The sequence below is a fragment of the Amycolatopsis sp. genome, from assembly GCF_025464955.1.
Classification (GTDB): domain Bacteria; phylum Actinomycetota; class Actinomycetes; order Mycobacteriales; family Pseudonocardiaceae; genus Amycolatopsis.
The window spans coordinates 19883-32010 of sequence record NZ_JAODNM010000121.1; the positions used below are offsets into that span (position 1 = coordinate 19883).

Here is a 12128-nt window from a genome sequence, read left to right on the forward strand (position 1 = left end):
GTCAGGTCTGGTCGCGTTCGGACCGGCGAGCCCGCAGCCGGTCGGTGACCACGGCGACGGCAAGTACCGCACCGAGCACGATCTGCTGGTAGTAGGGCGAAACGTGCAGGATGACCAGGCCGCTGTTGATGCAGACGAGCAGGATCGCGCCGAACGCGACGCCGAGGACCCGGCCCACTCCCCCGCTCAGGCTGATCCCGCCGATCACGGCGGCCGCGATCGCGTTGAGCTCCCAGCCTGTGGCCACGCTGGGCTGGCCCACAGTGAGCCGGGCGGTCACGAGGACTCCCACCGCCGACGCGAGGACGCTGCTGACGACGTAGGCGAGCACGATGCGCCGCCGCGTCCGGATCCCGGCGAGACGGGCGGCTTCGGGGTTACCCCCGACCGCGTACAGCTGACGGCCGAAGTGGGTGCGTTCGAGGAAGAACCATGCCACTACGCACGCGCCGACGAACAACAGCGCGGGCGCCGGGATCCCGGCGAGGCGGGACTGGGCGATGTTGGTGAAGGTCGCGCCGATGCCGTCGATCGGGAAGCCCTGGGTGAGCGCGAGCGCCGCCCCGCGCGCGGCCACCAGCGTGACCAGGGTGGTGACGAACGGTGGTACCCCGAGGATCGTCACCGAAAGGCCGTGCAGCAGCCCGATGACCGTGCCCGTCAACAACGCGACCGCGATCGCGACGAGGTCCGGCAGGCCGGCGTGCACGTTCAGCCAGGCCGACCACACCCCCGAGAGGGCTACCACCGAGCCGACTGACAGGTCGATGCCGCCGGTGATGATGACGAAGCTGACCCCGAGCGCGAGCAGTCCGTACTGGGCCAAGTCGACGCCCATGGTCTGCAGGTTCGACACCCCGGCGAAGTTGGCGTTCCCCAGTGAGAACACGGCGAAGGCGACCACCACGGCGCCGACGACACCGGCCTCCTTACCACGCAGGAGCGCGGCGCCCCCACGTTTGCGCAGAGTGTCCGGTGCTGCCGGTTCGGTCTGCGTCGTGGTCACGGTGCTACCCCTTCCGGAACTTCGTTGGCGGCGGCCATCAGGGTGTGCTTGCTGTACGACGCCCGCGCTACGGTCGCGGCGAGGCGGCCGCGCGCGAGCACGACGGTCCGGTGCGTCAGCCGCATCAACTCCTCCAGCTCGGAGGAGGCGATGACGACGGCCATCCCCCGCGCGGCGAAGGACTCGATCAGGTGGTAGATCTCCGCCTTCGCGCCGACGTCGACGCCGCGAGTGGGCTCGTCGAGCAGCAGAAGCTTCGGGTGCGTGGCAAACCAGCGGCCGAAGACCGTCCGCTGCTGGTTGCCGCCCGAAAGGGTGCCGACCGGTTGCTCCTGCGTGGCACACCGAACCCGCACCGAGCGCCGCACCTCGTCGGTGAAAACCTCCTCCGCGCGCGGAGAGAGCAGAAAGCCGTGCTTCGCCAGTCGAGGCAGCGAAGCGAGCGAGATGTTCCAGCGGACCGGTGCGTCCAGCAGCAGCGCCTGGTGCTTGCGGTCCTCGGGGACGAGCCCGACGCCCGCGCGGACCGCGTCGGCGGGATGCTTGGGTGCGTACGGCCGGCCGTCGAGGCGCATCGATCCCGCTGTGACGGGCATCGCGCCCATGAGCGCGTGCACCAGCCGGCTGCGGCCGGAGCCCAGCAGACCGGCGACGCCCAGGATCTCGCCCCGGCTCACGTCGAAATCGATCGGTCCGATCCCGGCCGCTTCGAGCCCGCGCACACTCAGCACCGCCTCGCCACCGGGTGGTGGCGGATCGCCTTCGGCCAATACGTCGGCCTCGTCGCCGGCCATCGCGCGGATCATCGCCTCGTGCGTCGCCTCGGCCGGCGTCAGGTCGGCGACAAGGTGGCCGTTGCGCAGGACGAGCACGCGATCGGCGATCTCGCGAACCTCGTCCAGCCGGTGCCCGATGAAGATCACGACCTTGCCTTGCGCGGCGAGGTCTCGCGCGCACTTGAGCACCCGGCGCGCTTCGACCGGCCCGAGCGCCGAGGTCGGCTCGTCGAGCACCAGCACCGACGGTTCCCGGCCCAGCGCCTTGGCGATCTCGACGAGCTGGCGCTGCGCGACCGACAGGCGCGCGACCGGCCGCCGGACCGGGATGTCGGCGTCGATACGGGCGAGCATCGCCCGAGCGGCGTTCTCCGTCCCGCGGCGGTCGAACAGCACGCGCCCCGTTCCGGCGCGCCGGCCGAGCAGCAGGTTCTCCGCGGTGGACAGCTCGGGGACGAGCGGGAACTCCTGTGACACGGTCGCCACGCCGAGCGACTGCGCGTGTGCCGGGTCGCCGTTGCGCAGCTTCTCGCCGCCGATGGTGACGCGGCCCTCGTCTGCGGCGGTGGCGCCGGTCAGCACTCGGATCAGGGTCGACTTGCCGGCGCCGTTCTCGCCGAGCACGGCGACGACCTCCCCGCCGCGCAGTGCCAGCCGGTCGACGTTGAGCACTTCGACCGTCCCGTACCGCTTGCGCAGGCCGGTGGCCTCGACGTGCTCGGTAGTCACGGCGTGACACCCAGCTTCTTCAGGTCGTCGAGGTAGGTCTGGAGGTTGCCGCCGGTCACCAGCCCGATGCCGGAGCTCAGGGTGCTGGTCCCGTCCTTCTGCGTCAGATACGGCTTCAGCAGCTGGTCCGTCGCCTGCTTGCCGAGCACCTTCAGCGCGGTCAGCAGGTACACGCCGAGGTAGCCCTGCTGGTAGGGGCGCTGCAGCACCATCGCCTGGACAACGCCGTCACGCACGAAGTCCACGGTCTTCGGCTCGGCGTCGTCGGCGACGACCTTCACCGTGCCGGACTTGCCCGCCGCCTTGACCGCCTGCCCGGCGGCCGGGCCGTCGTAGGACCAAACCGTGTAGATGCCGGCGAGGTCCGGGTTCGCCTGCAGTGCCATCTGCGCGTTCGACAGCGCTTTCGACGGATCGGAATCGTCGTTGAGCGTGTCGACGATCCGGACTCCGCTGCCTTCGATCGCCTTCTTGAATCCCGCGATGCGCTGGGTGGCGTTCGCCGCGGTGAGCGACCCGGTCAGGACGGCGACCTTTCCCGAACCGCCCAGCAGCGTCTTCATCGCTTGGCCGGCCTGTTCCCCGGCGTCGGTATTGGGGGTGCCGAGATAGGTGATCGGTTCCGATGTGCCGGACAGGGGCGAGTCGATCGCCACGACGCCGATCCCGGCGCGCTGTGCCGCGTCGACCGGTCCCCGGACCGCGACCGGGTCGACGGCCGACACGGTGTAACCGTCCACTTTGTCCGAACGCAGCGTGTCCAGAATCGAAAGCTGAGTGCTGAGGTCGCCGCTCGATGGTGCTTGGAACTCAGCCTGGACACCGAGTTCCTTGGCCGCGTTGGTCATCCCGGTCCGGCCTTCTGTCCAGTACGCCGACGGGCTGTTGATGACCATGGCGACTCGTACGGCGTGGAGGTCCTTGCCCTGGAGGGCCTGCTTGATCTTTCCGGCGAGCTCGGCCAGCTTCGCGTCGTTGAACTCCGTCGACCCGGCCAGCTTCGCGGCCGTCGGGTCGGCTTGCTGTTTCGCGTTGTCGGCGGCGGTCGTGCATCCGGTCAGGGCGAGCAAAACCGAGGCGGCTAGAGCCGTGGCAGTGCACAGCACGCGGGTCCTGGTCATGGTGAACTCCTTTGTCGCGGATATCCACGCCGTGGTGCGCGGTGGGCGCGCCTGGCGCGGCGGCCTTCTTTCCAGGCTTGGTTTCCGGGGTCGGGCCCGCTGCGCATCACCATTCCGCGAACGATCCGTCCGCATGGGTCCAGACGGGCGTGCGCCATTGCCCGCCGCGCGCATGGGCGCGGCGTACGGCTTCTTCGTCCATCTCCACTCCGAGACCGGGACCGGTCGGACGCGCGATGTGGCCGTCGGTGAACGTGAACACTTCCGGGTTGAGCACGTAGTCGAGCAGTTCGGCGGTGCGGTTGTAGTGGATGCCCAGCGACTGTTCCTGGACCAGGAAGTTCGGGGTGGCGAAGTCGATCTGCAGGCACGCGGCCAGCGCCAGCGGCCCGAGCGGGCAGTGCGGAGCGAGGACCGCGCCGAAGGTCTCGGCGAGCGCGGCGATCCGGCGTACCTCGGAGATGCCGCCGGCGTGGGCGAGATCCGGTTGCACCACCCTTACCCCGGCTTGCAGTACCGGCAGGAAGTCGCTGCGGGAGAAGAGCCGCTCCCCTGTGGCGATGGGCAGGCTCGTGCCCTCCACGAGCCGCCGGAGGTTAGTGTGATTGTGCTCTGGCAGTACGGGTTCTTCGATGAACAGCGGGGTGAACGGCTCGAGGGCCTCGATCAGGCGAGGAGCGGCGGCCACGCCGACCCGGCCGTGGAAGTCGACGGCGAAGTCGCGTTCCGGGCCCAGTGCCGCCCGGACCTGACGAGCACGGTCGGCGACCGCCGCCACCTCACCCGCGCTCGGGATCGGCGGGAGCTGCGCGCTGGCGTTCATCTTGACGGCCGTCATCCCGGCCTCGCGCTGGACGGCGGCGGCCGCCGCGACGTCGTACGGGGAGTCGCCGCCGATCCAGCCGTAGACCCGGACCCGGTCGCGGACCGGACCGCCTAGGAGCTCATGCACCGGTACGCCGTGCCGTCGGCCCGCGATGTCCCACAGCGCTTGGTCGAGTGCGGCGACAGCGGAGGAGCGTTCCGGGCCACCGCGGTAGAACCCGCCGTTGGTGAGCCGTTGCCAGTGGTCCTCGATGCGGCGCGGATCGGCACCCACCAGGTGCTCGGCCAGAACCGCGACCGCAGCCGCCGTGACATCGGCGGCGCCTTCGAGGCCTCCTTCGCCCCAGCCGTGGACTCCGGCGTCCGTGGACACCTTGACGAACATCCACCGCGGCGCGACGAGGAAAGTCTCGACGTCGGTCACCCGCATGCCCACTCCTTCATTAGAGTATGATTTATCATACGCAAACTGGAGGCGAAGTGATAGAGCTGACTGGCCCGAGCGGGTCCGGCGGACTGCACGCCCGGGTGGTCGACGCGATCGGCAGCCGGATCGCGACGGGCGAGATCGCCTCCGGCTCCGTGCTGTCCACCGAGCAGATCGAACACGACCACGAGGTCTCGCGGTCGGTGGTGCGAGAGGTCCTGCGCACCCTCACCGGGCTCGGGATGGTGCAGCCCCGGCACCGCATCGGCACCACCGTGCTGCCCGTCGCGTGGTGGAACTTGCTCGACCCACGGGTGATCGCCTGGCGCGCGGAAGGGCCGGACTCACTCCGTCAGCTCAGCGAGCTGCTCACCCTGCGCGAAGCCCTCGAACCGGTGGCCGCACGCCGCGCCGCCGCCGGGCGGGACGAGGAGACCTCGCGAACCCTGCGCGAACAGCTTGACCGGATGACCACGGCGTTCCGCGACGGAAAACCGCACGAGTTCGCCGCCGCGGACACCGTGTTCCACGAAACACTGCTGCGCGGCGCGCACAACGACGTCCTGAGCCAGCTCGTGCAGACAGTGCTGGCCACGTTGCGCGTCCGGTACACGGGGCACCGGTCATTCAACGACGAGACCGCCGCCTCGCTGCACCGCCACAGCGAGCTCGTCGACGCGGTGTCGAACGGCGACCAGGCAGCCGCGGAAGCGGCGTCACGCACGCTCGTGCGCGAAGCGCGAGCCGAGGTTCTCGGCGACACAGAAGAGGAGGACTGACGTGACGGACTTCGACCTCACGGGACGACTCGCCCTCGTGACGGGGTCGCGCCGCGGCATCGGCCGCGCCATCGCCGAGGCCTACCTCGCCGCCGGGGCGCGAGTGGTGATCAACAGCCGCGACGCCGAACAGCTCGAAGTCACCGCCGCCGAACTGGGCGGTACTGTCCTCACCTGCGCCTTCGACGTGTCCGACAGTGACGCGGCGGAGGCGGCGCTGAACCGGTTCACCGACGAACACGGCTGCCCGGACGTGCTGGTCAACAACGCGGGCATCCAGGTCCGCGGCCCGCTGACCGAGCTACCGGTCGCCGATTGGCAGCGCGTCGTCGACGTCGATCTCACAAGCGCCTTCGTGGTCGGCCGCACGTGCGCGCGCGGCATGATCGCCCGGGGCAGCGGCAAGATCATCAACATCTGCTCGGTGCAGAACCACCTGGTCCGGCCCACGACCGCGGCGTACGCCGCGGCCAAGAGCGGGCTCGGCGGCCTGACCCGGTCGATGTGCGCGGAGTGGGCGCCACACGGCCTCCAGGTCAACGGGCTGGCGCCCGGGTACCTCGACACCGAACTGAACGCGTCCCTGGTGGCGGACCCGGAGTTCACGACGTGGATCACCCGGCGCACACCGGCGCGGCGGTGGGGCACCCCCGCGGACGTCACCGGTCCGGCTGTGTGGCTCGCGTCGTCTGCTTCGGACTTCGTGAACGGCCAGGTCATCTACGTAGACGGCGGCCTGACGGCGGTGATCTGAGTGACCGTGATCCCGATGGGACGAGCGGTGACGGTGCATGGCGCCGGCAGGCTGGAGATCCAGAACTGGCCGACAGTCGAACCCGGACCAGGTGACGCGCTGGTCGACGTCGTCTACGGCGGCGTCTGCGGGTCGGACGTCCACTACTGGCAACGGGGCGAAGTCGGCGAGTCCGTGCTCGCCGCGCCGATGGTGCTGGGACACGAGATCGTCGGAACCGTCCGTGACGCCGCGGCGGACGGCTCGGGCCCATCCCGGGGCACACCTGTCGCGATCCACCCGGCGCAGACCTGCGGGACGTGCCAACGCTGCGGCGAAGGGCGCGAAAACCTGTGCCCGCACCTGCGTTATCTGGGCAGCGCGGCCCGCCGCCCCCACACGCACGGCGGGTTCGCCGAGCGGCTGCTGGTACCCGCCCACCGGCTGGTCGAGGTGCCGCAGGGACTTTCGCTGCGCAGTGCGGCCTTGGCCGAACCGGCGTCCGTGGCCCGGCACGCGGTGACCCGCATGGCCGCGCACGCGGGCCGGGTGCGCGGCAGCCGCGTCCTGGTCACGGGCGCGGGTCCGATCGGTCTGCTCGTGGTGGCCCTGGCGCACCTCGAAGGCGCGGCGGAGGTGACCGTCACGGATCTCCACCCGCACCCGCTCGAGTTGGCAGGCCGGGTCGGTGCCACGCGGACGCTGACCGCCGGCGAGCCCCTGCCGCAAGTGGATATGGCATTCGAGACTTCGGGAGCTCCCGCGGCGGTGGCGTCGGCACTGGGCGCCGTGGCACCCGGGGGAACGGTGGTGCAGGTGGGCCACCTCCCGAGCCGCGGGGTGACGGCTCCCTGGCATTTCACCGTGCCGCGGGAACTGACGTTCACCGGCTCAAGCCGATTCGCGGGCGGGATGACGGAGACCCTCACGACGATCGCCGAGAACCCGTCGCTGTTCGAGCCGATCGTGGAGGCCGAGTTTCCAGTGGACGAAGCAGAACAGGCCTTGACGTTGGCGAGCAGACCGGAACGATCGAGCAAAGTACTGCTCCGCTTTTACGAAGGTGGCTGATCGTTATGACTTCAGGCGTGCCGGAAAAACCGCAGCGACTCGGCATAGTGCTGACTCCTTGACAATAGAACTGGGAGCGATCCCAGTAAAGAAAAGGACTTGTCTCGCCAAAGACGCTGAACGACGGCCATTCGACGCTCGAGACGAACACCGCGACCACGGCAGCGTTGGGCCAGAGCCGAGGAGGCCGGGCGGCAGCTGGAGCGGCGCCGCCCGGCCCAGGAAGTGTTACTGGAGGGAACCGCCGACGCCGTGATCAGCAGACGCTCTGGTCCCGGAACCCAGTCCCGCGCTCCGGTTCACGAACTCCGACACGGTGGTCCCGGGGAGTGCTCGTGGGCATGAGACCGTCCAGCGCAGAGCGGGGCAGAATCGTCCTAGCCACCCGCGGCGAGGTAGGCCACGTGCAAAGTCTGCGTGAAGGGATTCCCGCTGTTCCGCCGCGTGTCGTCACCGCGATCATCGTGATCAAGAACACTGCGCTCACCGCGGAAGGTCCGAGATGCGTCGACTAGCGTAAAACTTCGGCATCCTGTCAACCTCAAGGGCCCAGGGAACGCGCGACTACGAAAACTGTGCGGCCTTTGCCTGGACCCGACCGCCGGAGTAGAACGATTTGCATGCACATCCAGGTATCCGCAGAACGCCACCGTAGGTCGAAAGCCACAACTGTCATCGTGCTGGCCGTGGCGACGCTGGTTCTCGGCGCCTGCTCGCCGGATAGCAGCGGATCACCCGCGACGACAAGCGTCACAGCCCCGGCACGGCAGGCAAAACTGAGGATCACCCCGGACGCCGGTGCGGCCATCACTCCCACCACCCCGATCCTGGTCACGGTGGCCGACGGCAGGCTGAACCTCGTCACGGTAACCAACGCTGTACGGCACACCACGGTGAGCGGGGCCGTGTCGCCAAATGGACTGTCCTGGACCTCCAGTGAGCCCCTGGGATACGGCTCCACCTACACAGTCGTGGCTGTCGCGGTGAGCGCGGACGGCAAGACTGTCCAGCAGCAGAGCACAGTGACCACGGTGAGTCCCACGGCCCAGGCGTATCCCGCGATGATCCCGGCGCCACCTGCGGCGGGTCTGACCTTCGGGGTGGGTCAGATCATCGGGATCTCCTTCGACCAGGCTGTCACCGACAAGGCAGCGGCGGAGACGGCCCTCACGGTGCACACCACTCCGCCCCAACAGGGCAGTTGGCACTGGATCGACAAGAACACGGTGCACTTCCGTCCGCAGACCTACTGGCAAGCGGGCACGGTCATCACCCTCGACGCCAAGCTGTACGGGGTGAACCTGGGTGGCGGGGTCTACGGCAAGACCGACCGGTCGACCACCTATCGCATCCACGATTCGTGGGTCGCGAAAGCCGACGGCAAGACCGAGCAGATGCAAATCCTCCACAACGGAGCCGTAGCGAACACAATGCCGATCAGCCTTGGCAAGGACGCCACACCGACCCATGTGGGACCGCACGTGATCTCGGACAAACAGCAGCAGGTCGTGATGGACTCCTGCAGCTATGGGCTGTGCCCACCGGCCGCTGGGTCCTACAAGTCGACCGAGTTCTTCGCCGAACGGATTTCCAACGACGGCGAGTTCGTCCACGAGAATCCCAACACCGTCGGCCAACAAGGCAGCTCGAATGTCTCGCACGGCTGCATCAACCTCAGCCCGCAGAACGCCCAGGCCTTTTTCGCTCAGTTCGGCCTCGGTGACGTCGTCGAGGTGGCGAATTCCGGCGGACCGGTGCTGCCGATCTTCGACACCTACGGCGACTGGGAGCTCAGCTGGGCCGACTGGCAAGCCGGCAGTGCCCTGCACCACTGAGCGGTTGGGCAGCCTGGACCTGAACACCGGTGCCGTCGGGGCCTTCGGATCGGGTTTCGGTCTCGCAGTAGCCAAGGTGCCGAGCGAGTTTTTCGAGGCCACCACAACGCTGAAGCAAGCCACCACCCTCAACATCCAGGGACTGAAAGACCGGCTCAACTCGCGATTGGCGGTGGTCACTGGAGCCGTGTTCGGTGCCAGCCGGCGGAATAGCCCGACCAATTCCTCGGCGTGCACGCGGGCCTGATGATGATTGGTCACCAGGTCACGGTTGGCCTGGCCCATCAGCGGATCGTAGTTGTCGAGATCTCGCCGGAGCCGGTCTGTGTCGACCGCTACGGGCAGCGCCTGGCCATCGAACGCGTCTGCCTCCATCAGCGGGTAGCTCTGCGCGGTGACCCACCCGCCAGCGCCGAACGCGTCATAGAGATACGCAGGACGGCCACACGACATCGCGTCGAGCACCGAGCGGCCCCGGCCGACCACGATGTCCGCCTCCGCGATCTCGTCCTCCGCGTGTAGCGACGGGTTCTCGCGCCCGACCTGGACGAACTCGATCCCGGCGGCCGACCAGGCGTCGACGAGGACGCGCCGTGCGTCGGCTTGCAGATAGTTGCCCAACAGCAATGCCCGTCGGGGGCGGTGTCGTGGTGCGCCTCGGGGGACGAGGCGCTCAATGTCGATGGGCTGACGCAGCCGGATGATCTCGATCGGGGTGTCCAGCGCGCGTATCCGCTGTTCGACACGATCGCTGAGAGCCACCACAGCATTCGCGACCCCCGAGACCAGCGGCGGGAGCGAAAGGTCGAACAGGACACCGTCGCAAATGAACACCCGCGGGGTAGCCGGGAACTGTTCGGCCAGTGCATAGGCCATCCCGCCGTCCTGCGCGACGACGACGTCGCAGTGCTGGGGCAAGTCCTCGAGTTCTGCAGCGATCGCGATGCCGCGCGCCGCGGCGAGTTCGGCCATCTGGCCGAGTTCGACAGCGTGGATCGTGACATCGTGGCCGAGACGGTGGAGCTGCTCGGCGACGGTCACAGGTAAGTCTCGCTCCCTCCGATTCCGGCGAATGCGTGCGTCCCCAGCACTACTCGCATGACGCGACCACACTTCCCGTTGCAGTGATCGCCGCGAGTAAGCACCAGAGGCGATCCGGCGCACCCAGACGGTCTCTCCGGCCCCCAACGAGCTGGGGCAGGTGCCGGCCGATGCGTCCCTAGGCAGAACTTCACCGCCGCCGCGCGTTCCGACGGACCGCGATCACCGCCACAGCAATGACGCCGTAGGACTTCCCGACGATCTGACCGACGGTCAGATTCGGGGAACCGAAAGCGATCAGCGGGACCCCGCCGAATCCAGGACGAACCCGGCAAGCCCGCTGCATAGCACCGCGCATGCCCACCTCAACGCGAGACGGGTATGGACGACGAAGTCGAGTGACTCGCTCACCGCGAATGCGACCGCCGATGCCGACGCGACAGCGGGATCCGCAACCACATAGGACAGTGCCGTACCCGCAATCATGGCAGCAACAGCGACTCTGTTGCCCATCGTGCGCTGGTCAACATCGCGCAACACCAAATCACGGGCGACGGCGGCGGCGGCGAGTGCGTACAGCCCGAATCCGGTGGAAATGACGCCGGAGCACTGCACCAACCAGTTGGTCCCGACAACCCCAGTCAGATAGAGCGCCGCTGCGGCCCGACTCCCCGGTGCCGTGTCGCGGTGACCGCCCTCTGGCTACCCGTCTCGGGCCGCCGGCTGGGCGATCAGTGTGCCCATCGATTCGGGTTCGACTTCGCCATCGAGGTCCTGCTCGGGTCTGCGGGGGATGTCATGGGGATTGTGGATGTTTCCCTGTATCTCGACGTTGTGCTGTTCTGGGGTATAGCGGTCGATGCGAGTAGGTGCGCCAACGGGTTTGTGGACACCGGTGAGGCAGTGGGTGTGGGTCCATTCGGCGACCAGCCGTTCAGCGAAGGTCGTCCGCTAGCGGTCGTGCCAGTACTGGGCGTCCTTGACGGTGGCGTCCTTGCCGATGTGCGCCTCGCGCCAGGTGTAGGTCAGTGTCGCGAGTTCCGTGAGCAGGCCCGGGTGGGACAGCCAGCAGTCGGGGATCGCGACAGCGCGGGTGCCGGAGCGCCGCCTGCGGATCTTCTTCAGCCAGATAGCGGCGGCATCTGCGAACCGCGATGAGATGGTCACCGTTTCGCCGCTGGGTCTGATGCTGGAGTTCTTCGAGGACGTCGCGCAGTGTGCCGATCGCATTGGTCTCGGTGGAGCCGTTTCGCTGGATCTGGCGGGTGTGACCGTCGTAGCCGCGGTACTGGGCGTATGCGCGCCATTGCTCGGGCTTGAGGACGTTGCCTGTCTCGTCGAGCCTGGCGGGGATGATCGACGTGCTGATCTCCTCTTGAGTGCCCAGCTTCACAGGTGGACGTGCCGTGGTTCGGCCCTCCCCGACCGTAGCCCTGGCTTAATCCTGGCTACGGTCAGCATACCGACCAGGAGCGGCGGCAGCGCCTGATGGCGGTGAACAGCGGGCAGTCGGCCGGGGACTCCTCGATGTCGGCCCCGATTACGAACGCACTCGGTGATCCCGGTATTGTTGTCGTCTACGCCCCCGTAGCCCAATTGGCAGAGGCAACGGTCTCAAAATCCGTCCAGTGTCCGTTCGAGTCGGACCGGGGGTACCAATAAGGCCAGGTCAGAGGTTTGTGGCACCTCCTCCCCTGGTCGCTAGACTGACCGTAGCCAGAACTTAGCCAGAACTAAGTGACGGCGATGGTCGGGGAGGGCCACACCATGGCACGTACACCTATG

The 12128-nt window shown here is 68.2% G+C and carries 11 protein-coding genes and 1 tRNA gene; 7 read left to right on the forward strand and 5 right to left on the reverse strand.

Annotated features, from left to right (window positions below; genetic code table 11):
• Position 1: 1 nt before the first annotated feature.
• The 4 genes from JWQ81_RS29850 to dgoD all read right to left on the reverse strand — a co-directional run bounded on the left by JWQ81_RS29850 (position 2) and on the right by dgoD (position 4887).
• Positions 2–1006 carry an ABC transporter permease gene (locus tag JWQ81_RS29850; RefSeq protein ID WP_297546820.1) on the reverse strand — a complete coding sequence of 335 codons (1005 nt, stop codon included), beginning with the start codon at positions 1004–1006 and terminating at the stop codon, positions 2–4.
• Positions 1003–2511 (reverse strand): sugar ABC transporter ATP-binding protein, encoded by a 1509-nt coding sequence (locus JWQ81_RS29855; RefSeq protein ID WP_297546821.1) that lies wholly within the window; start codon positions 2509–2511, stop codon positions 1003–1005. Before JWQ81_RS29855 ends, JWQ81_RS29850 begins: the two co-directional genes overlap by 4 nt.
• Complete coding sequence (locus JWQ81_RS29860; RefSeq protein WP_297546822.1) at positions 2508–3632, reverse strand: substrate-binding domain-containing protein; 1125 nt, start codon at positions 3630–3632, stop codon at positions 2508–2510. The genes JWQ81_RS29855 and JWQ81_RS29860 overlap by 4 nt, the downstream gene beginning before the upstream one ends.
• A gap of 106 nt (positions 3633–3738) precedes the next feature.
• The gene (gene dgoD / locus JWQ81_RS29865) at positions 3739–4887 is read right to left on the reverse strand and encodes a galactonate dehydratase (protein ID WP_297546824.1); all 1149 of its coding nucleotides are present in this window, start codon (positions 4885–4887) and stop codon (positions 3739–3741) included.
• 50 nt (positions 4888–4937) lie between these two features.
• Here dgoD and JWQ81_RS29870 point away from each other — a divergent pair, with 50 nt between their 5' ends.
• The 6 genes from JWQ81_RS29870 (at position 4938) to JWQ81_RS29895 (ending at position 10349) form a co-directional block, all read left to right on the forward strand.
• Entirely contained in the window at positions 4938–5663 is a 726-nt protein-coding gene (locus JWQ81_RS29870; protein ID WP_297546826.1) for an FCD domain-containing protein, read from the forward strand.
• A 1-nt stretch (position 5664) separates the two neighbouring features.
• Positions 5665–6417 (forward strand): SDR family oxidoreductase, encoded by a 753-nt coding sequence (locus tag JWQ81_RS29875; protein WP_297546828.1) that lies wholly within the window; start codon positions 5665–5667, stop codon positions 6415–6417.
• 15 nt (positions 6418–6432) lie between these two features.
• Positions 6433–7467, forward strand: coding sequence for an L-idonate 5-dehydrogenase (locus tag JWQ81_RS29880; RefSeq protein WP_297546830.1), 1035 nt, complete (start codon positions 6433–6435; stop codon positions 7465–7467).
• A 686-nt stretch (positions 7468–8153) separates the two neighbouring features.
• Positions 8154–9302 carry an Ig-like domain-containing protein gene (locus JWQ81_RS29885; RefSeq protein ID WP_297546832.1) on the forward strand — a complete coding sequence of 383 codons (1149 nt, stop codon included), beginning with the start codon at positions 8154–8156 and terminating at the stop codon, positions 9300–9302.
• A gap of 4 nt (positions 9303–9306) precedes the next feature.
• A complete protein-coding gene (locus JWQ81_RS29890; RefSeq protein WP_297546834.1) occupies positions 9307–9549 on the forward strand; it encodes a hypothetical protein in 243 nt (80 codons plus the stop codon).
• Between the two features lie 356 nt (positions 9550–9905).
• Positions 9906–10349, forward strand: coding sequence for a hypothetical protein (locus JWQ81_RS29895; protein ID WP_297546835.1), 444 nt, complete (start codon positions 9906–9908; stop codon positions 10347–10349).
• Positions 10350–11294: 945 nt separating this feature from the next.
• On the opposite strand, the gene JWQ81_RS29900 is transcribed toward JWQ81_RS29895, so the two are convergent.
• Positions 11295–11510, reverse strand: coding sequence for a hypothetical protein (locus JWQ81_RS29900; protein ID WP_297546836.1), 216 nt, complete (start codon positions 11508–11510; stop codon positions 11295–11297).
• Between the two features lie 414 nt (positions 11511–11924).
• Between JWQ81_RS29900 and JWQ81_RS29905 the strand changes: the two genes are divergently transcribed.
• A tRNA-Leu gene (locus tag JWQ81_RS29905) sits at positions 11925–12001 on the forward strand.
• Positions 12002–12128 lie beyond the last annotated feature (127 nt).

Excerpts from the sequence above, each read along its gene's own strand:
- JWQ81_RS29860 (WP_297546822.1), bottom strand. The coding sequence starts at position 3,632 with ATGACCAGGACCCGCGTGCTGTGCACTGCCACGGCTCTAGCCGCCTCG.
- JWQ81_RS29880 (WP_297546830.1), top strand. The coding sequence starts at position 6,433 with ATGGGACGAGCGGTGACGGTGCATGGCGCCGGCAGGCTGGAGATCCAG.
- dgoD (WP_297546824.1), bottom strand. The coding sequence starts at position 4,887 with ATGCGGGTGACCGACGTCGAGACTTTCCTCGTCGCGCCGCGGTGGATG.